This window comes from Rhodoferax sp. LS1P39 (genome assembly GCF_056521425.1).
This window is the reverse complement of sequence record NZ_JBWMAV010000002.1, coordinates 513,499-539,700: the sequence shown is the minus strand read 5'-3', so window position 1 is coordinate 539,700 and position 26,202 is coordinate 513,499. Positions and strand designations below refer to the sequence as shown.

Sequence of the window (26,202 nt, the reverse complement as noted above, 5' to 3'; positions counted from 1 at the left end):
GGCGATCTACATGGCTCGGGCGGGCCGAATGTTTACGCCTCGGTTGTTAGGTGTGCAATAGGTTGGACACCCGTGCAATACGGGCAAAGCTGGGGCGCGTAAGTCCATGGTGTGGCGTTCATCTAGCACGGACAAAGTGTTATGCTGAAATTGCACTCCAGGCCATAAATCAATCTAAAAATTTAATAGCTGCTTGTGCCTATCTAATGGGCGATAAGTGCAAATAAAGTTCGTATTCTAGTAAATATAGATATTCTTAAAACACATATCATCTTTGGGTAGTGATGGATGGACTGTCCGCAAACCATTTTTTCCCGCCCTGTTTGTGCTCTACGGGGCAATCAAGCCCACCCAAACGCGGCCTCAACTCCTAACCGGCGCGCTTGTAGACATCGCCAAGGCCTTAGCCGCCGCAGGTGTATAGGGCTTAAGGGTATGGGTCATGCACGCATGGGTCGGGGGACTGCGTGGACATTGCACCGGTTGATGCTGTGCCTTTGTCGCGAAAGAGCGTGGAGGCTATGGCTTGCCTGCATTGCGCCCGCCAACGCGCTGACACATTGCCATCCCTACAATGGGACAAGTCGAAAATTATTTTTCGGCGCATTAAGACGGACGCGATGGTCGATTAATCCCCGGATGCATTGTGGTGTACTTGGGAGGGGCTAATTTACAAGCTTTATTTTTGCTTGGGCTCATTTCTTGCATGGCCGAAGTGAGGGCTAGGGACTTATTGCTGGATAGAATATTGCCTAATTAATGTTTCTTGGTCCAAATAATACAAATTGTAAGATCGTAACGCATGAACTATACAACCGTAGATTTCTTCTGGTTTTTCGGGGTGGTTTTTATATTATTTTATGTTTTGCGCAGTGGGCCTGCGCAGGTACTATTGTTGGTGTGTGCGTCCTTGTTTTTTTATGCATGGGAATCGCCAAAATTGCTGGTGGTGTTTTTGTGTTCTTGGCTGATAACTGGTTTATCCAGTTACCAGGTTTTGACGGCGACTGACGCAAAAATGGCCAAATTATTTGCAACCACAGGTGTGGTGGCGAACTTGGCTTTACTTGCATTTTTTAAATACAAATTTCTGGTTCTGGATTCTGCATTTATCCAGGCGGATGAAGCAAGTGCTTCTATTGGCGCGCAGCTTTTGCTGCTGCCGTTGCCGATTGGCATTTCTTTTTATACCTTTCATGGAATAAGCCTGCTGGTAGATGCGTACCGGGGGAGCGATGCCATCAAGATTAGTCCGGTGAAGGGGTTGGCCAAGCACCTTACCGATACCTTGCTCTACCTGGTGTTCTTTCCACAGTTGATCGCCGGGCCTATCATTAAGGCCAAGGATTTTTATCCCCAGGTCAAGCTGAAGGAATTTAAAAATATCGATTGGTTAGGATGCTTTCGTATTTTGATTGTGGGGTATTTTTTAAAGTCGGTGATTGCCGACAACCTTGCTGAGCAAACATTTTGGATTGCCTACCCATATTTTCAGTGGAAGTCTTCCATTGATTTGTTGCTGCTGCTGTATGGCTACTCTGCCCAGATTTTTGCAGACTATGGCGGGTACTCGTTAATTGCCATTGGTTTGGCAAAGTTGCTGGGGTATGAGTTGCCCCATAACTTCAATTTTCCGTATATTTCAACCTCGGTTTCTGAATTTTGGCGGCGATGGAATATTTCACTTTCAAGTTTTCTGCGCGATTATCTTTATATACCGTTGGGCGGTAACAAGAAGGGTGAATTTCGCACCTACCTGAATCTGATTATTGTGATGTTCTTAGGTGGCCTGTGGCACGGGGCCGCATGGAGCTTCGCTATATGGGGGCTGTGGCATGGCGTTGGGTTGGCCATCGAGCGCCCCTTCATGCACACCCGGTTCATGAAGAGTCATTCAAAACTAGCGCGGGGTCTGCGCATGTTTATGGTGTTTAACTTTGCAACGATAGGGTGGCTATTCTTCAAGCTGCAAGAATTTCAGCATGCACAGCTTTACCTTAAAAGCCTATTTTCCAGTAGTGCGCATGGACTGAATATAAATGCAGCTTATTATATTAGTGTGCTCAGCATTCCTGTAGCGCTATACCACATTGCCTATCTTTACAAAGATAAAATATCAACAGGTTGGAAGGATGTGGCGTACGGGTTGATGGTGTTTTTCATCATTACCAATGCTGGTCCGGTTACTCCCTTTATTTATTTTCAGTTCTGAAATAAAAAAATCACTTCTTGTGGCATTGCTGGCGACGGCGCTATATGCTTTATTCTTGCATTTTGCACCAGAGCCCAAAGAATTGAAGTTGCAAAGCCAGTGGCAGAGCAATAGATTTCTTCTGGAAAAATATATGGCTTCACCCGAGGCTGCGCCCATTGTTTATGTGGGTAGTTCTTTAACCAAACGGCTTGATTTCAAAGATTACGCCCCCTGTGTTACCAACCTGTCTTTGGATGGTGAATCTACTTTAAGTGGTCTGGTCTTCGTTGATAAAAGTAAATTGATTCCCAAAAGGGTTTATGCGGAAATCAATGTGCCAGATCGCCTGGTCAACAAAGAGCTTGTAGATGGTGCGTCGGGAATACTCCCGCAGCTATCTGCGATATTCCGCACCGAAAACGCTCCGACGAACCTGGTGTTCAGCTACCTGTGGGGATTAAAGTCGCACAAGCCCTACGTCAGCGAATTTAACCAAACGATTGTAGACAACGAGCTGGTCCGGCATAAACGAAACTACGAGACAAAAATCAAGCCTGCCTTGCTGGAGGCCCAACTGGCCGAATACCGCCGTGTGATCAGCAGTATTGAGAAAAAGGGCGTAAAAGTGGTATTGGTAGAGATGCCGGTTCATCCATCACTGGAGCATTTGGCGCGGGCAGAGCAGGTGCGGAGTGAATTCAAACGCGTATTCCCCTCCAATACTTTCATAAGCTCGGCCGAGCTCTCCAATGGGATTGTCGTCAATACAGTAGATGGTTTGCATTTGGGTGCCAACGAAGCCAAAGCTGCCACTTTGCAACTCGCCAATACCTATGCAGATATTTGCCCTAAAAAGCCTGTTTGATTGGTATTTCGAATGACGGTTTGAATGGAAGCCAGGCCGGCTGGACTTACTTGCCCTGCATACCTTACTTGTTATTGGCCCACGCCCGCGCTTTCATCAGAAATGCGGGATTGCCCACCATGTACCGGTGAAACAGCCGACTGGGTTCCTGGGCGAAGCGGTAGAGCCACTCCAGCCCTGCGCTGCGCATGACCCTGGGGGCACGGGTCACTTTGCCGCCCAGAAAATCAATGATGGCACCGCCACACACGATCAATGGCGCGCCGTGTGCGTGGGCTTTGAGCAATTGCGCCAACTGCTCTTGCTTGGGCATCCCCATGCCCAATACGATCAGGTCTGGCCGGGTATGGGAGGCCAGCTTCAGGTAATGGTCGAGGCTCTCGAAACCACCTTCGCAGGAGGTGAGCTTTACGCCGAACTCGCTTTCGCTGCGCAGTTTGGCTTGTGCCAAAAAAGGTTCTTGGGTGCCCCAGAAAGCCACGTTGCGGCCTTTGAACGCAGACAGGATTTTGGGGATGAAATCCGTGCCGTTCATGTTGATGCCTGGATTGCGCTGCGCTTGCTTGTAGAGCATGGCCATTCCAGAGCCATCGCGCAGCAAGAGATCGGCGCTGACCAGGGCATCAAAAAAGGCCTTGTCGGTGGCGCAGGAGTTCATGGCATGCGCATTGACGAAGGCCAACACCTGGGGTTGGCTGGCGCTGGCCAGGGCAGACAGCAGTGCCTGCTCGGCCTGGGGCGTTTCCACTAGGCGAATTTTGTCGATCACTGCAGTCCAGCGGAGCTTCCACGTCATCGGGGCTCCTTCAGGACTGGTCGCGTTTGGAGCGGATCCAATCGACTTGTTTGTGGACCAAGAACTTGGCATAGAGGGGGATTTTTCGAAGCGCATAGAGGGGCGCATAGGCCAGGCGCGCAAACGTAAGCACTTGCCGACCGAAGAACACCCAGGCCAGCAATATCGCCATCCCCAGAAAGAGCAGCGTTACCGCCGCGAATTGCAGCACCACGATTTCGCCCGTAACCGCAAACACGGCAGTGCCCAGGGCACAGGCCGCAAGCACCAGCAAGGTCAGCAGCGCAAGCGGTGGAACGCAGAGGTCTAGCACCAGCGCCAGGAGCGCGCCGTTGCGTGTCTTGAGCGCTTGCAAGAAATAGCGTGGTGCCTCGCTGGCGATCATGCCCAGGTGGCCGTGTTCCCAACGGGTGCGTTGGGACTGGGTGCCCTCCTGGTTTTCAGGAAAGGTGCTGGTGACCAATGCACCTGGGCAAAAGACCGGCGCAAAGCCTTTGTCGGCCAGCTCGATGCCCATTTTCAGATCTTCGACGATGTGGCCGCTGGCCAGCGAGACTTGGGTAATCACGGGCCACGGAAACGCCATGCCGGTGCCCATGAGTTGGCAGGGTTGTCCAAGCTGGTGGTAGCCCAGGGGGCGCACCAGGTTCTTCACCACCCAGGCGAACTCGGCGATGGGTGCCATGGGGCCTGCGGATGCGGGCGTTTTCATCAGGTACAGAGCCTGAACCGGTTTGCCCTGGGCCATGGACTGCCTCGAGATGGTTTCCAGAGCGTGGGGCAGCACGATGCAGTCTGCGTCCACGATCACTGCGACTTCGGGTGCATCAAGAGCGAGGTGCGCAACCCCAAAGGCCAATGCATAGCCTTTACCGCGGCGGGACGTGTCGTGCCGTACCAGCACCTCCGCACCATTGGCTGTCGCAATCTGTGCCGTGTCGTCGGTGCAGTTGTCTGCAATGACGATGATGCGATCACCCGCAGCCAACTGGGGCCGAAGAGATGCCAGCGTCGCAAGAATGCCGCTGGACTCGTTGTGCGCGGGCACCAGCACGCCGATCCGTGGGCGGTGGGCCGTAGGTGCCGGTGTGGGCTGGAGGCGGCGCGCTGTGAGCGCGGCAAGCACCTGGATCAACAGCAGGGACGAGACCAACAGCAGGATTCCGACCGGTACCAGCAGGACAGCATTCAATGCAATATTCATGAAAATTGAGAGATCAACTCTGTGACGGTGCGTACACCAGGCAACAAAGGATCGAAGTAAAAGGCACGCAGTGTCGTACCGAAGTGAATATGCGAAATAGGTTGGGTTGCGGTATGCATTTATTCCAGATGGAGGAAATATTTTTCGATATATAAATAACCTATTGTATATGCAAGTTTTTTTGCATCCGCTGTGATATAGTTTTCCCCAAATTTATCCATCTTAACTCGTAAAAATGTGTTGATATGTATGCAAGTGCAACTAGTGCCACAAATAGAATCGGGCGTTTGGCATATTTTTCGAATATATCCCCGCTACCAAGCCAAGAATGCGCCAGCATGGGATGTATGACGTACAGCGCATACGATATGCTAGCCGCAAATAATAATGGCCGAATGCTCAGCAGGCGTGAAAACTTCGAATCTGCATGGAGCATGGTAACTGCCACCGCCAGCGCTGCGAAATAAGGTCTGAATAAATACAACTTTCCAATATGCAGGCAAGAGGCAATCAATAATGATAAAATGACCCACAGCGGTATTTTCTTGATTTTTTCAAGTAGGCCTTTGCCCACGTGGCCATGCCAAATTAACGCGAGAGTGCATCCAGCCAGTATTTCGTCAATGCGGTAATAGGTCGCAATCACCGCGTCCACGCTGTTCCAGGCCCGCAGCGCGGTGAAAGACAGTGCCAGCCATGGCAGCATATACAGCCCACGCACACCCGCAAATTTAAACCAAATGGCGATGGCCACATAAAACTGCACCTCCACGCACAGACTCCACATGTGCTCGGTCATGGGAATAAAGTCTTCTGGCGGTAGGTTGGCGTAAAACAAAAAGTGGGGCACCCAGCTTCTGGGCGATGCGCTCCACAGCAGCATGACCACGATGCAATATAGCCAGGCAAGTGGAATCACCCGAAAGAACCGGCGTGCAAGAAACTGGGATACCGAAATATTCGTCAGGAGTATTGAAGTAATCAGAAAGCCGGACAATATGAAAAATATCACCATACCCAGTACCCCGGTGGCAAAGTTCAATTCCCAGCTTTTGGGGCCTAGGGGTAGTAAATGCGCCGCTAGTACCAACAGGATGCTCATACCCCGCCAACCATCCAATACCTTGATGTGTCCGTTTGAATTCATGTGCATTCAATAGCTATTTTTGAAGTGCGCGTAGTTCCAGCGCAGCTTGTGCCGCATGCCCGGCAGGTCAGTCCACCAACTCGAAATAAAGCTTTTCGAGCTGGGCCGCCGTGGTGTGGATGTCGAACAGACGGCGGCAGGTCTCATGCCCCTTCATGCCAACGCGTTGGCGCAAGTCGGCGCTGTTCGCCAAGGTGGTGAGGGCATCAATCCAGGGTTGCTCCTGAAAAGGGTCGCACAGAAAGCCGTTTTCACCACTCTCAATAAACTCCCCGTTGCAGCCCACGTCTTCCGATACCACCACGGGTACTTTCATCTTGAGCGCTTCCAAAATGGCGATCGAGTGGAGTTCGAGAAATGAGGGGAGTAAGTAAATATCAGACGTTGCCAGCAACGCGTACATATCCTGGTGAAACCCCATAAACAGTACGTGCCCATCCAGACCTGATTCTCGGCAGCGCTGGCGGTATTCATCCAAATGCGCACCATTGCCCGCCACCAGAAAAAATGCATTGGGTGCCGCCTGTACCACCCGCTTGGCGATGCGAAGGATCAAATCGACGTTTTTGGTGGGGTCCATGCGTGCACTGGTCAAAATGACCACGGCTTCAGCGGGAATATTGAGTTTGGCCCGGAGGTTATTGGCCTCGCCAGTGGGCGTATCATCCAGCGGGATACCATTTTGCATTTCTACCACCTGCTGTGGCTGCGCGAAACCATTATTCACCACGTACTCCATGTCACCCTGGGTCAGCACGATCACCCGATCAGCTTGGTTTTTAAAGTATTTGGTGAACCGGTATTGATCTTGCAGGCCATGGCGACGGGCCAATTCGTGCGTAGCGGTATACCGAAAATCGTGTACATGCTCAATGAGCTTTGTTCGGCTCAATTTTGCAGCCATCAGTCCCCACACATGGCCATTGAAATTATGGGTCTGGATGATATCAATTTTATGCTTTTTGATATATTGAACCAGTTTCATAACAATCAATAAGGTGTGCAGGCTTTTGACGCGGTGACTTTGATCGGCATATTTAAAAAGCCGCATGCCTGCGTTGCTAAACCGTTGCTCTATTTCGCCGCCATAAGAATAGGCGACATGGGTTTCTATTTTTTGAGGGTCAAAGGCACCAGCCAGATTCAATAAATTGGTTTCTGCGCCTCCCAGGCCAAGCGTCTTGATGATGTGCAGAACTTTGATTTTTTTCGTCATAAAGATTTTTTTGATCTTGCCTGGAAAATTAGTTTTTAAATGTCAATGAATTTCGGAGTTTTAGAGGCTAAAAAATAAACCTTGCAATGACCGAGACGCTGTTGTTTTTGTAGCCCAAGCTGGGGTCGCTGGCCGATCTGCGAGAGTTTTGCAGTGTGGTGCTGATGTCTACGGAGGTGAGAGGGCGCCAACCCAAAACCAGGGATGCATCCCGGCTGGAATCGCTTCTCTCTGAGACGACTCCGAGCCCGGGGTCTCCGCCGTAACTTCTGTTGGTCAGGCTGTATTGCATGCCTAGCCTGGTATGGGCAGTCAGTTGCCAGGCGGGGCCAATCGAATACTTATCGACCGTGGAGTAGTTGAAGCTGGATGTCTGAAGCGCAGAAATATCCCGGCGCCATTCCACATTGAGTGCAGATTTGGCCGATATGAGCCAGGTCAGCCGGGTATTGCCTGCCAAGCCGCTGTAGTTGCGCTCAGAGAAGTTGGCGTGCTGGCGCCGCAGGTAAATAAGGGCGGCGTTCGCAGTGGTTTTGTCGCTGAGCTTCCAGAGCATGTTGACTTCGCCATCGCGTTGGGTGAAGGCGTTTTCAAGCCGATTGGCCACCGAGGGGGCCTGGTCGGTGTAGGTGCCGTCGTAGTTTCGCAGTACGAATCCCATATACGTTCCCGATGGGAATTCATACCGCAGGCCTGCATCCATGACGGTTTGCCGGGACCCACTTTCGGTGGTCAATGGTTGGCGGTTGGTTTGCTCGGTTTGCATAAGTGAACCCAGCACACGCCATCTGGCCCCCATCTCGTAGATGGCGTCGATGCCGGTGCTGGTATTGATGCGCTCGTTGCGCTGCTTGGCACCCAGAAAATCCGAGAAGCTGTTAAGTGTCTTATCCCTTGAGCTGGTCAGGTTGCCATGGAGGTGGGGGGTTACGCTCCAGCGCCAGCCCGCGCGGTAGTTGATCGCGGAAAAGTTCAAATAGTCAAAATTTTCATAGCGGTAGTCGACCGCGCTTATATCAATTTGCACCCTTTGCAGGCTGTATTCCTTGTCAAATTTGAGTCCCAGGGTGGTGGCCGAAATGGTTTCAGCCGGGGACGAGCGTCCGATCAAGGCCTGCGCGTTGTCGAGCGGGGAGAGCCGGAACAGGTTGCTTTCGTGCCGCACGTTTTCCGACACGTAAAACTTGGTGGCGCTTCCTTCTTCTGCGTGCGCCGAGCCGATGGCTGCCAAGCACAAGGTTAGAAAAAAACGGGAGCGGGTCAATGAGAACAAGAGCAAAGCGCCTTTTGGAGGTGTTGACAAGATACTGGCTGCAGCAGCATCGTATTTTGATTGCGGAGTTTCTGTGCCGTTGTTTGCCGCCGTTTATGTGCAGCCGTTGTTTTTAGAGCGTGTTGCGACGGTTTTGTCGACGCGGATAAACCCTGAGCCCACGAACGCCGATGGTCTCATACATCACGCTTGGACTCCGCAAAAGTCGGCAACAGTTCGTATCGATAGCCTTGTAGGCCCCGGTTAAACTCTGCGCTGTCATCCATCCGTCACATTTCTGACGCAATCCCCCCACTAGGAGTCCGCCATGCTGTTTGGCAAGTTGTTGCCGCGTGAAGGCAATTTTTTTGAAATGTTCAACCAGCATGCAGACCGCATCGTGGAAGCGGCGCGGGCCTTTTCGCAGTTGGTGGCGAACTATGGCGATCCGTACCTGCGCGAGCAGTACAACCGCGAGGTGGACAACGCCGAAAGCGCGGCCGACAGCGTTACGCGCGAGGTCAACCAGCTGTTGCACAAGACGTTCATCACGCCCCTGGACCGCGAGCAGATCCATACCCTAATCAACACCATGGACGATGTGGTGGATTTGATCCAGGATTCGGCCGAAACCATGGCTTTGTACGATGTGCGCCACATGACGGAAGAGATCACCCGCTTGACCGATCTGAGCGTGAAGTGTTGCGAACGCCTGAAAGATGCCGTGTACATGCTGGGCAAGATTGCCGAGCCTGCTACGGCCGAGGCGGCGCTGAAGACCTGCGAAGAGATTGACCGCCTGGAGTCGGATGCCGACCGCGTGATGCGCTCGGCCATGAGCAAGCTGTTCCGCGAGGAGCCGGATGTGCGCGAGGTCATCAAGCTCAAGGCGATCTACGAACTGTTGGAAACCATTACCGACAAGTGCGAAGACGTGGCGAATGTGATCGAGGGCATCGTCCTCGAAAACTCCTGAGCCGGGGATTTCCATGGAAACGGTGCAGGTTGCTTTGTGGGTGGTCGTGGTGCTGGTGGCGTTGGCGCTGGCATTCGACTTTATGAATGGTTTCCACGATGCGGCAAATTCGATTGCCACTGTGGTGTCTACGGGTGTGCTCAAGCCCGGCCAGGCGGTGGTGTTTGCGGCGTTCTTTAATTTTGTGGCGATTTTCATCTTCCACCTGAGCGTGGCGGCCACCGTGGGCAAGGGGATTGCCGATCCGGGGGTGGTGGATGTGCACGTGGTGTTTGGCGCATTGGTGGGAGCGATTACCTGGAATTTTGTGACCTGGTACTACGGAATTCCCAGCAGTTCGTCGCACGCGCTGATCGGCGGCATTGTGGGTGCGGTGATGGCCAAGGCGGGTTCCAGCGCGCTGGTGTCCAGCGGCATTTTGAAAACCGTGGCCTTCATCTTTATCTCGCCCGTATTGGGCTTTACGCTGGGTTCGCTGATGATGGTGGTGGTGGCCTGGGTGTGCCGGCGTGCCACGCCGTCCAAGGTGGACCGCTGGTTTCGCCGTCTGCAGCTGGTGTCCGCAGGGGCGTACAGCCTGGGCCACGGCGGCAATGATGCGCAAAAAACCATCGGCATCATCTGGATGCTGCTGATCGCCACCGGCTATGCGTCGGCTGCCGATGCCGCGCCCCCTACCTGGGTTATTGTGTGCTGCTACACCGCAATTGCGGTGGGCACTATGTTTGGCGGCTGGCGGATCGTGAAGACCATGGGCCAGAAGATCACCAAGCTCAAGCCGGTGGGTGGCTTTTGTGCCGAAACTGGCGGTGCGTTGACGCTGTTCCTGGCCACCGCTTTGGGCGTGCCAGTGTCCACAACGCACACCATCACCGGTGCGATTGTGGGTGTGGGCTCTACTCAGCGGGCCAGTGCGGTGCGCTGGGGCGTGGCGGGCACCATTGTGTGGGCCTGGATTTTCACCATCCCTGCCAGCGCCTTTGTGGCAGCTATTGCTTACTGGATCAGCCTGCAGATTTTCTAGGCTACGGGCTTATTGGCTCAGCTTTTGGCCTAGTTCGATCTGGTATTCGAAGTAGCGCTGGAAGCTGAACGCCAGGCTGGCCATCAGGGTGCCGGTGCCGACCAGTAGCGCACAAACGAGCGCGCCCACCGTGAACCAGTTGGTTTGGCCGGGCAGGGCATCGGCGGGGTTGCGGGGGTTGAATCGGGCATTCCATTTTTCCGGGGCCATCAGGCCGTAGACGATGGCGGTCAGGGCGCTGGCGGCCACGCTGAAGCCCAGCATCGGAATCAGCACCCAGCTCCAGTGGTCGTCCACCCCGGCCACTTGTACCCGCTGGATGCCGTACAGCCCCAACGCGGTAGGAATCCAGTACAGCCAGCCCCACAGGTCGCCCAGGCTGTGGAGATAAAAGCGGTGCAGGCCCAGTGGGCCGCCGACGAATGCCAGCCAGGCGGCCAAAGTTTTGTTTTTCATGGGCCCGATTATTCCGGCGAATTGCTATCCGCCGCGCCCAAGGCCTTTTCCATCATCACCACGTCCAGCCAGCGGCCAAACTTCCAGCCACAGGCGCGCAGCACGCCCACGTGGGTAAAGCCCAAAGATTGGTGCACGCCGATCGAGCCCGCGTTGGCCGAGTCGCCGATCACGGCGATCAGTTTGCGCACACCCACACGCTCGGCCTGGGCAGCCAGTTCGGCCAGCAACAGCCGCCCCCAGCCTTTGCCGCCACTGTCGGGGGCGAGGTAGACCGAGTCTTCGGCAGAAAAGCGGTAGGCCGGGCGCGGCTTGAACCAGTTGCAGTAGGCAAAGCCCAGCACCTGGTCGGCATCAAGCAGCACCAGGTAGGGCAGGCCCTTGGCCAGCACGTCGGCGCGGCGGGCGGCCATGTCCTCGGCATGGGGCGGCGCGGTCTCGAAAGTGCCGGTGCCATGCAGCACGTGGTGGGCGTAAATGGCGGTGATGGCGGCGATATCTTCGTCGCGGGCAGGGCGGATGGTGGGCATGTCTAAAGTGGAGCTTGGTCGCGGTATAATGGAAGGCTTTTCAGCGTGTCACTGGCTAGGTGGTCAGTTGCGTGTCTCAACGCTGGGATAAAACGTCAAGTAAGCGCCAACTGCCTACTTGGTGCACTTGATAAACGGCTGAAACCATTTTCAGCCACCCCGAAGGATAAATCATGGTCGTTATTCGACTCGCCCGTGGCGGTGCAAAAGCACGCCCGTTTTTCAATATCGTTGTGACCGACAAGCGCACCCGCCGCGACGGTCGTTTCATTGAGCGTATCGGTTTTTACAACCCTATCGCTACCGCCAATGAAGAAAGCATCCGCATTGCACAAGACCGCCTGACCCACTGGCGCAGCGTTGGTGCCCAGGCTTCCCCCACCGTGGAACGTCTGATTGCACAAGCTGCCAAAAAAGCAGCCCCTGCCGCCTAAATGGGACCCGCGGGCGAACAGCTTTAAGCTTTTTGCCTGCTCCGCAGCACCATGATGCCCTTACTCGAAGCCGCTGATTTACCGGCGGATGCCATAGAAGTAGGGCGCATCGGTGATGCCTGGGGGATTAAAGGCTGGTTCAAGGTCGTCTCCCACAGCGCCGCACCCGAGGCGCTTTTTTCTTCCAAACGCTGGTTTCTGCAGCCCACCGAGCGGGGTGCCAAAACCTTTGTCGGCACCAAGCTGCTGCGCGTGATCGAAGCCAAAGAACATTCCGGCGGTGTGGTTGCCCAGGCCCATGAGGTCGTGGGGCGCGACGCTGCCGAGGCATTGCGCGGCTCCCGCATCTTTGTGGCCCGTACCAGTTTTCCTAGCGTGTCTACCGATGAGTACTACTGGGTCGATTTGATCGGCCTGGACGTGGTCAACCGCGAAGGCGTGGCGCTGGGGCAGGTCAAAGAGCTGCTGTCTACCGGCGCGCAAACCGTGCTGGTCATCGCCTACCAAGAGGCCGACGAAGCCGGTGTGCTCCAAACCCTGGAACGCATGGTGCCGTTTGTGGCCGTGTACGTCGATAAGGTCGATTTGCCTGCGCGCCTCATCACCGTCGACTGGCAGCCCGACTACTAGTCCTGCACGCACTGCGCATGCGGTTCGACATCATCAGCCTTTTCCCCGAATTGTTTACGCCGTTTTTAACCAGCGGCGTAACGCGCCGTGCGTTTGAATCGGGCCTGGTCGAGCTGCACTTGTGGAACCCGCGTGATTTTGCCGATGGCAACTACCGCCGGGTAGACGACCGGCCTTTTGGCGGCGGCCCCGGCATGGTGATGCTGGCCGAGCCGCTGGCACGCTGCTTGGCGGCCATCCAGGCGGCCCGCGCCGATGTTGCCCCCGTTGTTCTGTTTTCCCCCTTGGGCTCCGCGCTCACGCACGCCACCGTGGAAACTTGGTCGGCCAGCGCAGGCGCGGTACTAGTGTGTGGCCGCTATGAAGGCATAGACCAGCGCTTCATCGACCGTTTTGTCACCCACCAGATCAGCCTGGGCGACTTTGTGCTGTCGGGTGGCGAAATTGCAGCCCTGGCCTTGCTGGACGCGGTGGCGCGCTTGCAGCCCGGCGTGTTGAACGACGCAGGCAGCCACCAGTTCGACAGCTTCAACCCCGCGCTCGACGGCCTGCTGGACTGCCCGCACTACACCCGACCGGAAACCTGGGAAGGCCACGCCGTGCCTGCCGCCCTTTTGTCGGGCCATCACGTGCAGATCGAGCGTTGGCGGCGGGACCAGCGGCTGCAGCTCACCGCGCAGCGCCGCCCTGATCTGCTGCAAGCCGCGCGCACTGCAGGCCGCCTGGGTCGCGACGATGAGCGCTTTTTGAAGAGCCTGCCACCCGTCTGAAAAGTATGTGTAGCCCGAAATGCTATACTCAAAGGCTTTTCGATCCTATACCCGGCCGCTTTCCATTCTGGGAAGCATTAGCTAATTTTGGCGCGGGCATGATCACTAGAGGAAAACCATGAACTTAATCGAAATCCTGGAACAGGAAGAAATTGCCCGTCTGGCCAAAGTGATCCCGTCGTTCGCCCCTGGCGACACCGTGATCGTGAGCGTCAACGTGGTTGAAGGCGCGCGCAAGCGTGTGCAGGCCTATGAAGGTGTCGTGATTGCCAAGCGCAACCGTGGCCTCAACAGCGGCTTCACCGTGCGCAAGATCTCCAGCGGCGAAGGCGTGGAGCGTACGTTCCAAACCTACAGCCCGTTGATCGCCGGCATCGAAGTCAAGCGCCGTGGTGACGTGCGCCGCGCCAAGCTGTACTACCTGCGTGACCGCAGCGGCAAGTCGGCGCGTATCAAGGAAAAGCTGCCCAACCGTATCAAGGTTGCAGCAGCCAAGGCCGCCGCTTAATCCGCGTTGTTGCTTTGAAAAAGCCGCCACATGCGTCAAGCTGTGGCGGCTTTTTTGTGGGCCAATAATCCTCTGAGATGTCGCAACTACCGCTGACCCCCTTATCGAAGCTGCCTAACTTTGACCCGCGCCAGGTACCGGTGCTGGGCCATGACGCGCACCTGCCTGCGGTGGCCGCAGCCCAGCTGCTGCCCGAGGCCCTGCGCCAGCGTTTTCGAAGCCCGCCGGTGTGGCAGCCCGAGGTGCGCGCCGAGCCGCGCTTTACCGACCGCGCACCCCGCCACGCTGCGGTGCTGATCCCCATCGTGCTGCACAGCCAACCGACCATCCTGCTGACCCAGCGCACGGCCCACATGTCGTCCCACGCCGGGCAAATCGCCTTTCCGGGTGGCAAGGTCGATGCCACCGATGTGGATGCCCGTGCCGCCGCGCTGCGCGAGGCCTGGGAGGAGGTGGGCTTGCCGCGTGACTACGTGCAGGTGATCGGCCAGCTCCCGGCCTACGTGACCGGCACAGCCTTTATCGTTACGCCCGTGGTGGCGTTGGTGCAGCCGGGTTTCACACTGCTGCACCAGCCCGAAGAAGTGGCCGATGCCTTCGAGGTGCCGTTGGCTTTTCTGATGGACCCGGCGCACCACCGCCGCCACGCGTTCGACTGGGAAGGCGTGCAACGCGAGTGGTTTTCCATGCCTTACACCGACGCGCAGGGCGAGCGCTTCATTTGGGGTGCCACGGCGGGCATGCTGCGCAATTTCTACCGATTTTTGGCGGCCTGAAAACCCGTCACGGCAGCCCGTTATCATCCTGCCATGAGCTTTTTTGCGATCATGTTTGCGCTCTTGCTGGAGCAAGTGCGCCCCGTAGCCCGAGACAACCCCATCCACGGCCTGGTGCGTGCTTGGGTGCGGGCCTCCAGCCGCAACCTGGACGCGGGCACACCCCAGCATGGCTGGCTCGCCTGGGCCCTGGCCGTCGTGGTGCCCAGCTTGGCTGCGCTGGGCCTGCACTGGTTGCTGGTGTGGGCCATCGGCTGGCCGGTGGCAGTGCTGTGGAACGTGGCCGTGCTGTATGCCACGCTGGGTTTTCGCCAGTTCAGCCACCATTTCACGGATATCCGCGATGCGCTGGAAAGTGGCGACGAACCGCTGGCCCGCGAGCGGCTGGCGCATTGGCAACAGGTGGATGCCAGCGAGCTGCCACGCAGCGAAATCGTGCGCCACGTGATCGAGTACTCGGTGATTGCCTCGCACCGCCACGTGTTTGGCGTGCTGGCCTGGTATTCGGTGCTGGCCGCGTTGGGCCTGGGGCCTGCGGGCGCAGTGTTTTACCGCCTGTGCGAATTCGTCTCGCGCTACTGGAAGCACAAGGCCCGCGACCGGCACCAACCTGCCAGCGTTTCGCTGCAAAAAGCCGCCGCCAGTGCCTGGACCGCCATCGACTGGCTGCCCGCCCGCGCCACGGCGCTGGGCTTTGCCGTGGTGGGCAGCTTTGAGGATGCGATTGACAGCTGGCGCAACTACGCCCAGCGCTTTCCCAACGACAACGACGGCGTGGTGCTGGCCGCCACCTCGGGCGCGCTGAACGTGCGCCTGGGCGGCGAGGCCCTAAAAACTGTCGAGGCCATTGGCTACAGCCAGGCCGCACCCTTGGAGCAGGGCGTAGATACCGAGTCCACCCCGGGCCGCGACCCCGAGCTGGCCCATTTGCGCAGCGTGGTCGGCCTGGTGTGGCGCGCGGTGGTGCTGTGGATGGGCATGCTGGCCTTGTTGACCCTGGCCAACTTGCTGGGCTAGTCTTTTAAAGAAAATACGGCTCTAGCGCCCATTCCATGGGCGGTGGCAGCTATGAAAGTAGTAGCATTTTGACTTCTTCCCCTTTCTGGAGCCCGGTGGTTGCCGGGCTGGTGCCGTATGTCCCCGGCGAGCAGCCCAAGGTCGCTAACCTGACCAAGCTCAACACCAACGAAAACCCGTACCCGCCGTCGCCCCAGGTGGTGGCCGCCATCCAGGCTGCGGCCCAGCAGGGCTTGCAGCTCTACCCCGACCCGGAATCGGTGGCCCTGCGCACCGAGATTGCCCGGCAGTACGGCCTGCAGATGGACCAGGTGTTTGTGGGCAACAGCTCGGACGAAGTCCTGGCGCATGCCTTCTTCGCCCTGTTCCAGCAGGGTGCGCCGCTGGTGATGCCCGACGTGACCTACAGCTTTTACCAGGTGTATTGCGGGCTGTATGGCATCCCCATGCACATCGTTCCCTTGGCAGACGGTTTGCGTGTCGACGTCGAGGCGCTGACGGCCCCCACACTGGCGGGCGTGGTGATTGCTAACCCGAACGCGCCCACCGGCATCGGCCTGCCGCTGGCGCAGATCGAGCGCCTGCTGCAAATGCACCCGCAGCATGCGGTGCTGGTGGACGAGGCGTATGTGGATTTTGGCGGCACTTCCGCTGTGGGTTTGATTGACCGCTACCCGAATTTGTTGGTCACGCAAACCCTGTCCAAATCGCGCTCCCTGGCCGGTTTGCGGGTGGGTCTGGCCTGCGGCCAGCGGCCCTTGATCGAGGCGCTGGAGCGGGTGAAGAACAGCTTCAACTCCTACCCCCTGGGCCGCCTGGCGCAGGCCGGTGCACTGGCGGCGTTTGAGGATAAAGCCTACTTTGCCCAGACCTGTGCCGCCGTGGTCCACAGCCGAGAAGGCCTGGTGTTGCAGCTGGAAGACATGGGTTTTGAGGTGTTGCCGTCGCAGGCCAACTTTGTGTTTGCCCGGCATCCGCAGCATGACGCGGCAGAGCTGGCGGTGCAACTGCGGGCGCGGGCGGTGCTGGTGCGGCACTTCAAGCAGGCCCGCATTGCCCAGTACCTGCGCATCAGCGTGGGTACGCCTGCGCAGTGCGACACCTTGCTGGAAGCTTTAGCCGCGATCCTGGGTTAGAACTTCGGCGCGTCCAGTTCGGCAAACAGGTCTCTATAGATTTTGTAGCGCCTGTCGCTGATGGAATGGGCGCTGGAGTCACTTTTGACGTTGGCAATCACGCCGCAGCCCGGCTCGTGCAGGTGTGTGCAGTTGTAGAACTTGCACTGCTCCACAAAGGGTTTGATGTCCGGCATCAGGCCCGACAAATGCCGGGCATCGATGTGGTGCAGGCCAAATTCCTGGAAGCCGGGCGAGTCGATCAGCGCGGTATTTGCTTCTTTGTCCACCCAGTACCAGGTGGTGCTGGTGGTGGTGTGCTTGCCGGTGTTCAGCGCCTGCGAGATTTCGCGGGTGGCGGCCAGCGCGCCGGGCACCAGGTGGTTGGTCAGCGTGCTTTTGCCCGCACCCGAGGGGCCCAGCACCAGCGTGGTCTTGCCCGCCAGCTCGGCCTTCAACGCATCCAGGCTATCGCTGGAACCTTTGAGCGACAGCGGCAGCATGCGGTAGCCCATGTCGCGGTAGGCAGCCAGCCAGCCCCAGGCGCGCTCGAAAGGCACGGTCAAATCCTGCTTGTTCAGCACGATCAGCGGGCTGATGCGCTCGGCCTCGGCGGCGATCAGTGCGCGGGAGAGCTGGGTTTCCGAGAACTCGGGTTCGGCGGCGATCAGGATCAGCACCTGGTCCAGGTTGGCGGCAAACGACTTGGTGCGGATCTCGTCCTGGCGGTAGAACAGGTTGCGGCGCGGCTGCAGCTTCTCGATGGTGCCGTCGTCCCCCTGGCCCTCGGCACCGGGCAGCCATTGCACCGTATCGCCCACCACGGCGGTGCTTTTCTTGCCGCGGGGGTGGCAGATGAGGCGGGTGCCGTCGGGGCGCTCCACCATGCAGTGGCGGCCATAGGTGGCAACCACCAGGCCGGGCAAGAGGGCAGGGCGGCCGCTCAAGCGGCGGCTTTCGTCACCAGCAGGCCATTCACCAGCGCCGCGCAGTCGAAGTCACTCACCGACAAACCCCCCACGTCGTGCGTGTTGAAGCGCACCACGCAGCGGTTGTAGCTGACCTGCAAATCCGGGTGGTGGTCTTGCGTGTGGGCCACAAAGGCCACGGCGTTCACAAAGGCGATGGTCTCGAAGTAGTTGGCAAAGCGGAAGGTCTTGGTGATGGCCACCGAGGCCCCATCGCCGTCCAGTTGCCAGCCGTCCACATGGGCCAGCTTTGCTACGATTTGTGTAGCTGTCAGCGCAGGTCGCTTAAGCACAGACCAGTCTTTTGGTTTGAAATCAGATGTCATGCAAACGCTCCTTGGGCCATGCGCGCCAGCCGCTCGGAGGCGGGCGGGTGCGAGTAATAGAACTTCACGAACACCGGGTCGGGGGTGAGGGTGGAGGCGTTGTCTTCATATAGCTTGAGCAGGGCGGTGGACAGGTCTTGCCCGCTGGTGTGCCGCACCGCGTAGGCATCGGCCTGGAACTCGTGCTTGCGCGACACCTGGGCCGATAGCGGCGCGATGAAAAAGGTCACCACCGGTGTCACCAGCATGAACAGCAGCAGTGCCAGCGCGTCGTTGGGTGCGCCGGACATGTTGGGTATGACGCTCAGGCCAGTGTAGAACCACACCTGGGTCGACAGCCAGCCCAGTAGCGCAAAGCCCAGCAGGCTGAAGGCAAACATCGTCACGATGCGCTGGATGACGTGCTTGTGCTTGAAATGGCCCAACTCGTGGGCCAGCACCGCATCCACCTCGGCGGGGGCCAGTTTGCTGAGCAGGGTGTCGTAGAAGACCACGCGCTTGGCCGCGCCGAAGCCGGTGAAGTAGGCGTTGGCATGCGCGCTGCGCTTGCTGCCGTCCATCACAAACAGGCCTTTGGCCGCAAAGCCGCAGCGCTGCATCAGGGCGGTGACGCGGGCTTTCAGGGTCTCATCTTCCAGCGGCTGGAACTTGTTGAACAGCGGGGCGATGAAGGTGGGGTAGACCATCAACAGCAGCAGGTTGATGCCCATCCAGGCGCACCAGGCCCACAGCCACCACATCGGCCCGGCGCTGCCCATCAGCCACAAAATCAGGGCGGCAATCGGCAGGCCGATCACGGCACCCACCAGGCTGGACTTGAGCATGTCGCCCAGCCACAGCGCAAGCGTCGTCTTGTTGAAACCGAAGCGCTCTTCGATCACAAAGGTTTTGTACAGCGCCAGGGGCATGTCGATCAGCCCGCTGATGAGCACAAAACCCGCCAGCACGGCGAGCTGCTGCAGCATGCCGCCGCCCAGCCAGGCCAGCAGGCTTTGGTTCAGCAGGTTCAGGCCGCCCAGCAGCGTCCAACCCATCAGCACCGCGGTGCCCAGCGACAGCTCCAGCAGGCCAAAACGGGCCTTGGTGATGGTGTAGTCGGCGGCTTTTTGGTGGGCTTCCAGGGTGATGCTGCCCGCGAAGGCGGCGGGGACGGCGTGGCGGTGCTGGGCCACGTGGCGGATCTGGCGCGAGGCCAGCCACATCTTGACGATGATGCCAATCAACAGCACGGTGGCAAAGCCCAGACTTAGAGCTAAAGAGGGAGAAAACACGTTGGGATCTTGCATGCCCGCGAGTTTAGGCCATCGGTGACAATGCGGCCCATGGCTGAAATCAACACCCTATCCCCTGTATTGCTGGCCAAATCGGACCAAAACCTGATCTGGCTGGACTGTGAAATGACCGGCCTGGACCCGGAAGTCGAACGCCTGATCGAAATTGCCGTGGTCGTGACCGGCCCGAGTCTGGAACCCCGCATCGAAGGCCCGGTGCTGGTCATCCACCAGTCGGATGCGCTGCTGGACAGCATGGATGCCTGGAACAAGGGCACGCATGGCCGCAGCGGCCTGATCGACAAGGTCAAGGCCGCCACGCTGACCGAAGCCGAGGCCGAGGCGCAAATCATCGCGTTCTTAGCCCAGTACATCCCCAAAGGCACTTCGCCCCTGTGCGGCAACAGCATTGGCCAGGACCGCCGCTTTCTGGCCAAGTACATGCCCAAGCTCGAAGCCTTTTGCCACTACCGTAACCTGGACGTGAGCACGCTGAAAGAGCTGGCCAAGCGCTGGCGGCCCGAGGTGGCGGCCTCGTTTAAAAAGCAGCAAGCCCACACCGCGCTGGCCGATGTGCATGAATCGATTGAAGAACTTGTGCACTACCGCACACACTTTTTGAAGATGGCTGCCGATTAAATTAGGTGGAAACCCGAATCCGGGCTATAATTCGAGGCTGCACTGAAAACACTTTAGTGCACTTTGCACATCTCCCTTCACACATCTGGCGCACAAAGTTGCGCCAACTGGTACCAGGTCTCTAGACCGTTTCAAGTACCGGCCCCGTTTGATGGTTGATGTTTTTTAACCATTAACGGGCCACATCGCTACCTTGGCGGTGTCTCCGTGTGAGTAATTAAATGAACGACTCTTTTGACGTCGCGGGTGATTTTTCGCCTGCCGCTAACTTTTCTTCCGCCAACGACACCTTCGTGACCGAGACTTTGCTGTCCGTCGAAGGCGCTGAAGTGGTTGTTGCCGCCGAAGCCGAAGCCGCTCCCGCACTGCCCAATGGCTTTGTGACCCTGGGCCTGGCCCCTGAGCTGGTGCAAGCCGTGGCCGACCTGGGCTACACCCAGCCCACCGCCGTGCAAATGCAAACCATCCCCATGGCCATGCAAGGTGAGTCCGCCCGTTTTGTCGACCTGATGGTGTCCAGCCAAACCGGTAGCGGCAAAACCGCTGCTTTCCTGCTGCCCGTGCTGCATACCTTGCTGAAACAGCAAGCCGAAGCCGAAGCCGCTGAGCGCGCTGAATACGAAGCTGCTGTGGCCGAAGCTGCCGCCAATGGCGAACCCGCTCCCAAGCGCGCCAAGCGCAAGGACCCCACCAATGCACGCAACTTCAAGGCCGCCACCCCCGGTGCCCTGATCCTGTGCCCCACCCGCGAGCTGGCCCAGCAAGTGGCCCACGACGCGATTGGCCTGGTGGCCCATTGCCGTGGCCTGCGCGTGGCCAACGTGGTGGGCGGCATGCCTTACCAGTTGCAAATCGCCAAGCTGCAAAACGCCAACCTGGTGGTTGCCACCCCAGGCCGTTTGCTCGACTTGCAGCGTTCGCAGCAAATCAAGCTGGACCAGGTGCAATTCCTGGTGGTGGACGAAGCCGACCGTATGCTCGACCTGGGCTTCTCGGACGACCTCGCCGACGTGAACCAGATGACCATTGGCCGCAAGCAAACCATGATGTTCAGCGCCACCTTCGCGCCGCGCATCCAGCAACTGGCCCAGCGCGTGATGCGCGAACCCCAGCGCGTGACCATCGACAGCCCGCAAGAAAAACACCAGAACATCAAGCAAATCCTGTTCTGGGCCGACAACGCCCAGCACAAGCGCAAGCTGCTCGACCACTGGCTGCGTGACACCTCGATCGCCCAGGCGATTGTGTTTGCCAGCACCCAGATCGAGTGCGATGGCTTGGCCAACGACCTGCAACAAGAAGGCTTCAGCGCCGTCGCATTGCACGGTGCCCTGAGCCAGGGTCTGCGCAACCGCCGCCTGATGGCCCTGCGCCAAGGCCAGGTGCAAATCCTGGTGGCTACCGATGTGGCAGCACGCGGTATCGACGTGCCCAGCATCAGCCACGTGTTCAACTTTGGCTTGCCCATGAAGGCCGAAGACTACACCCACCGCATTGGCCGTACCGGCCGCGCTGGCCGCGACGGTATCGCCGTGACCTTCGCCGAAATGCGCGACCGTCGCAAGATTTTCGACATCGAAAGCTACAGCCACCAGCAGTTCAAGGCGGAAGTGATCCCCGGTATGGAGCCACAACAGCGCCAGCCCGATTCGCGTCCTCCCCGCGCCGGTTTCGGCGGTGGCAGCCGTGATGGCGCGCCCCGTGGCCGCAGCTTCGGTCCTTCGCCCCGTGGCAATGACCGCGGTGGTTTCGGTGGCGGCGGCTTCGGCGGCGACCGTGGTGCAGACCGTGGCGGTCAGCGCGATGGCGGCGGCTACGGCGGTGCCAGCGGTTTCAACGACCGCAACAGCCGTCCTCCAGCCCGTACCGGTGGTTTCCAAGGTAACCGTGATAACGGCGGCGGCTTTGGTGGCGACCGTGGTGCTCCACGCGGTGACTTCGCTCCCCGTGGCGACCGTGCCGACTTCGCCCCGCGTGGTGATTTCGCTCCCCGCCCTGACTTCGCCCCCCGTGGCGACCGTGCCGAGCGTGGTGACTTCAATGCACCCCGTCCCGCCTTCTCCAAGCCTGCTTTCAGCAAGCCCGGTGTCGGTGCTGGCAACGGCGGCAAGGTGTTTGTGCCCCGCGACACCAAGAAGCGCCTGGCCCCCAAGCCCGCACGTTGATTCGTAAGCTTCTCAGCTTCTAAAAAACCAGGCCCCTGCGGCCTGGTTTTTTTTCGTCCAAAGCATCCTGGCGTTCTATTGGCACCATGGCGAGCCGCCACAATACCGGCATGACCGCTACCCACGTGCCCCCGATCTCATCCCCCGCCGACTACACCCAGCTGTTCACGCTGGCCCCGGTATCGCTCTGGCTGGAAGACTTCAGCGCGCTCAAGCGCCTGTTTGATGGTTGGCGCGCCGAGGGCATTACCGACCTGCGTGCCCATATCGCTGTGCACCCCGAATGCCTGGCCGAATGTGCCGCATCGCTGCAGGTGCTGGAGGTCAACCAGCGCACGCTGGAGCTGTTCGGTGCCAGCAGCCAAGAACATTTGCTGGCCAATCTGTCGCAGGTGTTCCGCGGCGACATGCTGGACCACCTGGCGCAGCAGATGGTTCCGATGTGGGACGGTGAAATGGGTTTTGCGGTGCAAACCGTGAACTACACGCTGGATGGCCGCAGGCTGGATGTGAAGGTGCAGGCCCGCGTGCTGCAAGGCCACGAAGTCTTGTGGGACCGCGTGATGCTGTCGCTGCAAGACATCACCCAGGAGCTGCAAAGCTCGCGCCTGCTGGCCGACAGCGAACAGCATGCGCGCAACCTGTTCGACTACTCGCCCGTGTCGCTATGGGTGGAAGACTTCAGTGCCGTGAAGCGGTTGATCGAAGACGTGCGCATGCGCGGCATCGAAGACTTTCGCACCTTCATCAACGTGCACCCCGAGTTTGTGTCGCGCTGCATGCAGGAAATCCGCGTCATCGACGTGAACCAGCAAACCCTCACCATGTTTGGCGCGCAGAACAAGGCCGAGCTGCTGGCCGGTCTGGGCAAGGTGTTCCAGGGTGAAATGCGCGACTCGTTTGCCGAGCAATTGATCGAGCTGTGGCAGGGCAAAACCACCCTGATGCGCGAGGTGGTGAACTACCGGCTCAGTGGTGATCTGGTCAACATCCACATGCAGTTTGCCGTGCTGCCCGGCCACTTGGCCGAGTGGGACCTGGTGCTGGTGTCGCTGGTGGACATCACCGCGCGCAAAAAGGCCGAGGCCTACCTCGAATACCTGGGCAAGCACGACTCGCTGACGCAGCTGCGCAACCGCGCCTTCTACATGGACGAGCTCAACCGCCTGTCGCGCAAAGGCCCCTGGCCGCTCAGCGTGCTGGTGATGGACCTCAACGGTCTGAAGCAAATCAACGACGAACACGGCCACGTGGCGGGCGATGCACTGCTGCGGCGCGCGGGCGAGGTGTTCAGCAAAGTGGTGGCGCCCCAGGCCTGTGCGGCCCGCACCGGCGGCGACGAATTCGCCATGCTGCTGCCCGGCACCGACGAGCGCGGCGCGCAGGCCACCATCGACCGCATCCATTCGATTCTGGAGCTCAACAACCAGTTCTACACCGGCCACAAACTCAGCATCGCCATCGGCATGGCGACCTGCATCAGCAGCGACCAGCTGGAGGCCACGCTGATCCGCGCCGACCGTGCCATGTACACCGAGAAGACCCGCTACTACCAGGAGCAGCACATCGAGCGGCGCGGGCTCCACGGCTAGGCCACCATGGTCCAGACTGTGGTGGATACCGTCCGCGCGTTTGCGCCCACGCTGCCGTTGACGGTGGCGTTCAGCGGCGGGGCCGACTCCACGGCCTTGCTGCTGGCCTGTGCCGAGCGCTGGCCCGGTCAGGTGCACGCCGTGCACATCCACCACGGGCTGCAGGCCGCCGCCGACGATTTTGTGCGCCACTGCGAAGCCTTTTGTGCCGGGCTGCAGGTGCCGCTGCAGGTGCTGCATGTGCAGGCCCAACCCGCGCCGGGCGAAAGCCCGGAGGATGCCGCCCGGAAAGCACGTTACAAGGCTTTTAAGGCTCTAGCGCTTATTCCATCAGCGCAAGCAGCTATCAAAACCATAGTTTTGGCGCAACACGCCGACGACCAGGTCGAAACCCTGCTGCTGGCCCTGAGCCGGGGTGCGGGTCTGCCGGGCCTGGCCAGCATGCCTGCCAGCTGGGTGCGCGACGGCGTCCAGTACCACCGCCCGCTGCTGGGCGTGCGCGCCGACCACATCCGCGACTGGCTGGCGCAGCGCGGCGTGGCGTATGTGACCGACCCGACCAACGCCGATGAACGCTTCACCCGCAACCGCATCCGCGCCCAGTTGCTGCCGGTGCTGGAGGCGGCGTTTCCTGCGTTCCGCGAGACCTTTGCCCGCAGCGCCGCCCACGCCGCCCAGGCGCAAACCGTGCTGGCGGAGGTGGCCGTACTCGACCTGGCATTGGTCGGTAACCCGCCCAAGATCGCCGCCTTGCAAGCCCTGTCGTACGCCCGCCAGGCCAACGTGCTGCGCCACTGGCTCACCGGCACGCACAGCACCACGCCCAGCACCGCGCAACTGCAAGAGCTGCAGCACCAGATCGTCGCCTGCGCCACGCGCGGCCAAAAAATCCATATCAAAGTAGGCGCGGGCTTTGCCGTGCGCCGGGGCGTGTTACTGGATTGGTACAATCCGAAGGCTTTGCCTACCGCATCCGCGACACCTGCAAAGCCCGGGTAATTTGTGCCGTCAGGCATTCAACTTCTAGCGTCTTCAACATTCCATGGCATTGATCGTTCACAAATACGGCGGCACGTCGATGGGCTCCACCGAGCGCATCCGCCTTGTCGCCAAGCGCGTCGCCAAATGGGCACGTGCGGGCCACCAGATGGTGGTGGTCCCCAGCGCCATGAGCGGCGAAACCAACCGCCTGCTGGGCCTGGCCAAAGAGCTGGCGCCTTCCAAACTCACCGAAGCCTACCAGCGCGAGCTCGACATGCTGGCCTCTACCGGCGAGCAGGTCTCGGTGGCCTTGCTGGCCATTGCACTGCAAGGCGAGGGCATGGAGTCGGTCAGTTACGCCGGCTGGCAGGTGCCCATTTTGACCAACAGCGCCCACACCAAGGCCCGCATCGAGTCGATCGACGACCAGAAGGTGCGCGTTGATCTGGCTGCGGGCAAGGTCGTCATCGTCACCGGCTTCCAGGGCGTGGACGAGGCGGGCAACATCACCACGCTGGGCCGTGGCGGTAGCGACACCTCGGCCGTGGCCGTGGCCGCCGCCATGAAGGCTGCCGAATGCCTGATCTACACCGACGTGGACGGCATCTACACCACCGACCCGCGCGTCGTGCCCGAAGCGCGTCGCCTGCAGACCGTGGGCTTTGAAGAAATGCTGGAGATGGCCTCCATGGGCTCCAAAGTGCTGCAGATTCGCTCGGTCGAATTTGCGGGCAAATACCGGGTGCCGCTGCGGGTGCTGTCCAGCTTCACCCCGTGGGATATCGACATCGACATTGAAGCCAAATCTGGCACCCTGATTACTTTTGAAGAAGACGAAAATATGGAACAAGCCATTGTCTCGGGCATCGCGTTCAACCGCGACGAAGCCAAAGTCTCCGTGCTGGGCGTGCCCGACACCCCCGGTATCGCCTACCAAATCCTGGGTGCCGTGGCCGATGCCAACATCGAAGTCGATGTGATCATCCAAAACGTCAGCAAAGACGGCAAGACCGACTTCAGCTTCACCGTGCACCGCAACGACTTCGCCAAGACGGTCGATCTGCTGAAAGAAAAAGTGCTGCCCAAGCTGGGTGCTACCGAGATCATTGGCGATGCCAAGATCTGCAAGGTCAGCATCGTCGGCATCGGCATGCGCAGCCATGTGGGCGTGGCCTGCAAGATGTTCCGCTGCCTGTCGGAAGAGGGCATCAATATCCAGATGATCTCCACCAGCGAAATCAAGACCTCGGTGGTGATCGACGAGAAGTACATGGAACTGGCCGTGCGCGCACTGCACAAAGCTTTTGAACTCGACCAGCCTGCGGCCTGAAAACCGCTAAAAGTCGTGCG

27 protein-coding genes are annotated in these 26,202 nt (G+C 58.9%); 17 read left to right on the top strand and 10 right to left on the bottom strand.

From position 1 onward, the window contains the following. Positions 1-802 precede the first annotated feature (802 nt). Positions 803-2,212 (top strand): MBOAT family O-acyltransferase, encoded by a 1,410-nt coding sequence (locus AC097O_RS05890; RefSeq protein ID WP_479591912.1) that lies wholly within the window; start codon positions 803-805, stop codon positions 2,210-2,212. Continuing rightward, positions 2,172-3,059 carry a hypothetical protein gene (locus AC097O_RS05885; RefSeq protein ID WP_479592099.1) on the top strand — a complete coding sequence of 296 codons (888 nt, stop codon included), beginning with the start codon at positions 2,172-2,174 and terminating at the stop codon, positions 3,057-3,059. Before AC097O_RS05890 ends, AC097O_RS05885 begins: the two co-directional genes overlap by 41 nt. Positions 3,060-3,123: 64 nt before the next feature. Here the strand turns inward: AC097O_RS05885 and AC097O_RS05880 are convergent, their stop codons facing one another. The 5 genes from AC097O_RS05880 to epsL all read right to left on the bottom strand — a co-directional run bounded on the left by AC097O_RS05880 (position 3,124) and on the right by epsL (position 8,653). Beyond that, positions 3,124-3,855 (bottom strand): WecB/TagA/CpsF family glycosyltransferase, encoded by a 732-nt coding sequence (locus AC097O_RS05880; protein WP_479591911.1) that lies wholly within the window; start codon positions 3,853-3,855, stop codon positions 3,124-3,126. 10 nt (positions 3,856-3,865) lie between these two features. Further along, a complete protein-coding gene (locus tag AC097O_RS05875) occupies positions 3,866-5,059 on the bottom strand; it encodes a glycosyltransferase family 2 protein (RefSeq protein ID WP_479591910.1) in 1,194 nt (397 codons plus the stop codon). Between the two features lie 160 nt (positions 5,060-5,219). Further along, positions 5,220-6,206 (bottom strand): acyltransferase family protein, encoded by a 987-nt coding sequence (locus AC097O_RS05870; protein ID WP_479591909.1) that lies wholly within the window; start codon positions 6,204-6,206, stop codon positions 5,220-5,222. 67 nt (positions 6,207-6,273) lie between these two features. After that, complete coding sequence (locus tag AC097O_RS05865; RefSeq protein ID WP_479591908.1) at positions 6,274-7,422, bottom strand: glycosyltransferase family 4 protein; 1,149 nt, start codon at positions 7,420-7,422, stop codon at positions 6,274-6,276. A gap of 67 nt (positions 7,423-7,489) precedes the next feature. Beyond that, complete coding sequence (gene epsL, locus AC097O_RS05860; protein WP_479591907.1) at positions 7,490-8,653, bottom strand: XrtB/PEP-CTERM-associated polysaccharide biosynthesis outer membrane protein EpsL; 1,164 nt, start codon at positions 8,651-8,653, stop codon at positions 7,490-7,492. Here epsL and AC097O_RS05855 point away from each other — a divergent pair. Genes AC097O_RS05855 through AC097O_RS05845 form a run of 3 tightly spaced genes read left to right on the top strand, consistent with a single transcriptional unit; the run spans position 8,643 to position 10,674 of the window. Continuing rightward, a complete protein-coding gene (locus AC097O_RS05855) occupies positions 8,643-8,942 on the top strand; it encodes a hypothetical protein (RefSeq protein ID WP_479591906.1) in 300 nt (99 codons plus the stop codon). The genes epsL and AC097O_RS05855 overlap by 11 nt on opposite strands. 60 nt (positions 8,943-9,002) lie before the next feature. Further along, positions 9,003-9,650 carry a DUF47 domain-containing protein gene (locus AC097O_RS05850; RefSeq protein WP_315190075.1) on the top strand — a complete coding sequence of 216 codons (648 nt, stop codon included), beginning with the start codon at positions 9,003-9,005 and terminating at the stop codon, positions 9,648-9,650. A gap of 13 nt (positions 9,651-9,663) precedes the next feature. Beyond that, on the top strand, positions 9,664-10,674 hold the full coding sequence (locus AC097O_RS05845) for an inorganic phosphate transporter (RefSeq protein ID WP_479591905.1): 1,011 nt from the start codon (positions 9,664-9,666) through the stop codon (positions 10,672-10,674). A 9-nt stretch (positions 10,675-10,683) separates the two neighbouring features. On the opposite strand, the gene AC097O_RS05840 is transcribed toward AC097O_RS05845, so the two are convergent. Further along, positions 10,684-11,130 (bottom strand): NINE protein, encoded by a 447-nt coding sequence (locus AC097O_RS05840; protein WP_479591904.1) that lies wholly within the window; start codon positions 11,128-11,130, stop codon positions 10,684-10,686. Between the two features lie 8 nt (positions 11,131-11,138). Continuing rightward, complete coding sequence (locus AC097O_RS05835; protein ID WP_479591903.1) at positions 11,139-11,660, bottom strand: N-acetyltransferase family protein; 522 nt, start codon at positions 11,658-11,660, stop codon at positions 11,139-11,141. Between the two features lie 173 nt (positions 11,661-11,833). On the opposite strand from AC097O_RS05835, the gene rpsP reads away from it, so the two are divergent. The 7 genes from rpsP to hisC all read left to right on the top strand — a co-directional run bounded on the left by rpsP (position 11,834) and on the right by hisC (position 16,931). Continuing rightward, positions 11,834-12,094 (top strand): 30S ribosomal protein S16, encoded by a 261-nt coding sequence (gene rpsP / locus AC097O_RS05830; RefSeq protein WP_092756165.1) that lies wholly within the window; start codon positions 11,834-11,836, stop codon positions 12,092-12,094. Positions 12,095-12,145: 51 nt separating this feature from the next. Next, complete coding sequence (gene rimM / locus AC097O_RS05825; RefSeq protein WP_479591902.1) at positions 12,146-12,724, top strand: ribosome maturation factor RimM; 579 nt, start codon at positions 12,146-12,148, stop codon at positions 12,722-12,724. Between the two features lie 17 nt (positions 12,725-12,741). Continuing rightward, positions 12,742-13,494 (top strand): tRNA (guanosine(37)-N1)-methyltransferase TrmD, encoded by a 753-nt coding sequence (trmD, locus tag AC097O_RS05820; RefSeq protein ID WP_479591901.1) that lies wholly within the window; start codon positions 12,742-12,744, stop codon positions 13,492-13,494. 118 nt (positions 13,495-13,612) lie between these two features. Continuing rightward, entirely contained in the window at positions 13,613-14,002 is a 390-nt protein-coding gene (gene rplS / locus AC097O_RS05815; protein ID WP_315203203.1) for a 50S ribosomal protein L19, read from the top strand. A 77-nt stretch (positions 14,003-14,079) separates the two neighbouring features. Further along, positions 14,080-14,778 carry a CoA pyrophosphatase gene (locus AC097O_RS05810; protein WP_479591900.1) on the top strand — a complete coding sequence of 233 codons (699 nt, stop codon included), beginning with the start codon at positions 14,080-14,082 and terminating at the stop codon, positions 14,776-14,778. A 33-nt stretch (positions 14,779-14,811) separates the two neighbouring features. Next, on the top strand, positions 14,812-15,795 hold the full coding sequence (locus AC097O_RS05805; RefSeq protein ID WP_315190098.1) for a CobD/CbiB family protein: 984 nt from the start codon (positions 14,812-14,814) through the stop codon (positions 15,793-15,795). A gap of 68 nt (positions 15,796-15,863) precedes the next feature. Then, the gene (hisC, locus tag AC097O_RS05800) at positions 15,864-16,931 is read left to right on the top strand and encodes a histidinol-phosphate transaminase (protein WP_479591899.1); all 1,068 of its coding nucleotides are present in this window, start codon (positions 15,864-15,866) and stop codon (positions 16,929-16,931) included. On the opposite strand, the gene rsgA is transcribed toward hisC, so the two are convergent. The 3 genes from rsgA to AC097O_RS05785 are packed head-to-tail and all read right to left on the bottom strand — an operon-like array spanning position 16,928 to position 19,490. Continuing rightward, positions 16,928-17,797, bottom strand: a complete 870-nt coding sequence (rsgA, locus tag AC097O_RS05795) for a ribosome small subunit-dependent GTPase A (protein ID WP_479592093.1) — start codon at positions 17,795-17,797, stop codon at positions 16,928-16,930. The genes hisC and rsgA overlap by 4 nt on opposite strands. A 56-nt stretch (positions 17,798-17,853) precedes the next feature. After that, on the bottom strand, positions 17,854-18,204 hold the full coding sequence (locus AC097O_RS05790) for a 4a-hydroxytetrahydrobiopterin dehydratase (RefSeq protein WP_479591898.1): 351 nt from the start codon (positions 18,202-18,204) through the stop codon (positions 17,854-17,856). Continuing rightward, entirely contained in the window at positions 18,201-19,490 is a 1,290-nt protein-coding gene (locus AC097O_RS05785) for a M48 family metallopeptidase (RefSeq protein ID WP_479591897.1), read from the bottom strand. The genes AC097O_RS05790 and AC097O_RS05785 overlap by 4 nt, the downstream gene beginning before the upstream one ends. Positions 19,491-19,517: 27 nt before the next feature. Between AC097O_RS05785 and orn the strand changes: the two genes are divergently transcribed. The 5 genes from orn (at position 19,518) to AC097O_RS05760 (ending at position 26,182) form a co-directional block, all read left to right on the top strand. Beyond that, the gene (gene orn / locus AC097O_RS05780) at positions 19,518-20,114 is read left to right on the top strand and encodes an oligoribonuclease (RefSeq protein WP_479591896.1); all 597 of its coding nucleotides are present in this window, start codon (positions 19,518-19,520) and stop codon (positions 20,112-20,114) included. A gap of 221 nt (positions 20,115-20,335) precedes the next feature. Then, positions 20,336-22,279 carry a DEAD/DEAH box helicase gene (locus AC097O_RS05775; RefSeq protein WP_479591895.1) on the top strand — a complete coding sequence of 648 codons (1,944 nt, stop codon included), beginning with the start codon at positions 20,336-20,338 and terminating at the stop codon, positions 22,277-22,279. 110 nt (positions 22,280-22,389) lie between these two features. Further along, positions 22,390-23,871: a sensor domain-containing diguanylate cyclase gene (locus AC097O_RS05770; protein ID WP_479591894.1), complete on the top strand. Its 1,482-nt coding sequence runs from the start codon at positions 22,390-22,392 to the stop codon at positions 23,869-23,871. Between the two features lie 6 nt (positions 23,872-23,877). Further along, positions 23,878-24,870 (top strand): tRNA lysidine(34) synthetase TilS, encoded by a 993-nt coding sequence (gene tilS, locus AC097O_RS05765; protein ID WP_479591893.1) that lies wholly within the window; start codon positions 23,878-23,880, stop codon positions 24,868-24,870. A 43-nt stretch (positions 24,871-24,913) separates the two neighbouring features. Further along, positions 24,914-26,182 (top strand): aspartate kinase, encoded by a 1,269-nt coding sequence (locus AC097O_RS05760; RefSeq protein WP_315190118.1) that lies wholly within the window; start codon positions 24,914-24,916, stop codon positions 26,180-26,182. Positions 26,183-26,202: the final 20 nt, after the last annotated feature.

Bases quoted from the DNA above. Each gene is read 5' to 3' on its own strand.
- AC097O_RS05890 (WP_479591912.1), top strand. From the start codon at position 803: ATGAACTATACAACCGTAGATTTCTTCTGGTTTTTCGGGGTGGTTTTT.
- AC097O_RS05865 (WP_479591908.1), bottom strand. From the start codon at position 7,422: ATGACGAAAAAAATCAAAGTTCTGCACATCATCAAGACGCTTGGCCTG.
- AC097O_RS05885 (WP_479592099.1), top strand. From the start codon at position 2,172: ATGCTGGTCCGGTTACTCCCTTTATTTATTTTCAGTTCTGAAATAAAA.
- AC097O_RS05840 (WP_479591904.1), bottom strand. From the start codon at position 11,130: ATGAAAAACAAAACTTTGGCCGCCTGGCTGGCATTCGTCGGCGGCCCA.
- AC097O_RS05870 (WP_479591909.1), bottom strand. From the start codon at position 6,206: ATGAATTCAAACGGACACATCAAGGTATTGGATGGTTGGCGGGGTATG.
- rimM (WP_479591902.1), top strand. From the start codon at position 12,146: ATGATGCCCTTACTCGAAGCCGCTGATTTACCGGCGGATGCCATAGAA.
- AC097O_RS05790 (WP_479591898.1), bottom strand. From the start codon at position 18,204: ATGACATCTGATTTCAAACCAAAAGACTGGTCTGTGCTTAAGCGACCT.
- rpsP (WP_092756165.1), top strand. From the start codon at position 11,834: ATGGTCGTTATTCGACTCGCCCGTGGCGGTGCAAAAGCACGCCCGTTT.
- rsgA (WP_479592093.1), bottom strand. From the start codon at position 17,797: ATGGTGGAGCGCCCCGACGGCACCCGCCTCATCTGCCACCCCCGCGGC.
- AC097O_RS05785 (WP_479591897.1), bottom strand. From the start codon at position 19,490: ATGCAAGATCCCAACGTGTTTTCTCCCTCTTTAGCTCTAAGTCTGGGC.
- tilS (WP_479591893.1), top strand. From the start codon at position 23,878: ATGGTCCAGACTGTGGTGGATACCGTCCGCGCGTTTGCGCCCACGCTG.
- AC097O_RS05845 (WP_479591905.1), top strand. From the start codon at position 9,664: ATGGAAACGGTGCAGGTTGCTTTGTGGGTGGTCGTGGTGCTGGTGGCG.
- AC097O_RS05775 (WP_479591895.1), top strand. From the start codon at position 20,336: ATGAACGACTCTTTTGACGTCGCGGGTGATTTTTCGCCTGCCGCTAAC.
- rplS (WP_315203203.1), top strand. From the start codon at position 13,613: ATGAACTTAATCGAAATCCTGGAACAGGAAGAAATTGCCCGTCTGGCC.
- AC097O_RS05850 (WP_315190075.1), top strand. From the start codon at position 9,003: ATGCTGTTTGGCAAGTTGTTGCCGCGTGAAGGCAATTTTTTTGAAATG.
- AC097O_RS05835 (WP_479591903.1), bottom strand. From the start codon at position 11,660: ATGCCCACCATCCGCCCTGCCCGCGACGAAGATATCGCCGCCATCACC.
- AC097O_RS05875 (WP_479591910.1), bottom strand. From the start codon at position 5,059: ATGAATATTGCATTGAATGCTGTCCTGCTGGTACCGGTCGGAATCCTG.
- AC097O_RS05810 (WP_479591900.1), top strand. From the start codon at position 14,080: ATGTCGCAACTACCGCTGACCCCCTTATCGAAGCTGCCTAACTTTGAC.
- AC097O_RS05760 (WP_315190118.1), top strand. From the start codon at position 24,914: ATGGCATTGATCGTTCACAAATACGGCGGCACGTCGATGGGCTCCACC.
- trmD (WP_479591901.1), top strand. From the start codon at position 12,742: ATGCGGTTCGACATCATCAGCCTTTTCCCCGAATTGTTTACGCCGTTT.
- orn (WP_479591896.1), top strand. From the start codon at position 19,518: ATGCGGCCCATGGCTGAAATCAACACCCTATCCCCTGTATTGCTGGCC.
- AC097O_RS05880 (WP_479591911.1), bottom strand. From the start codon at position 3,855: ATGACGTGGAAGCTCCGCTGGACTGCAGTGATCGACAAAATTCGCCTA.
- AC097O_RS05770 (WP_479591894.1), top strand. From the start codon at position 22,390: ATGACCGCTACCCACGTGCCCCCGATCTCATCCCCCGCCGACTACACC.
- AC097O_RS05805 (WP_315190098.1), top strand. From the start codon at position 14,812: ATGAGCTTTTTTGCGATCATGTTTGCGCTCTTGCTGGAGCAAGTGCGC.
- AC097O_RS05855 (WP_479591906.1), top strand. From the start codon at position 8,643: ATGGCTGCCAAGCACAAGGTTAGAAAAAAACGGGAGCGGGTCAATGAG.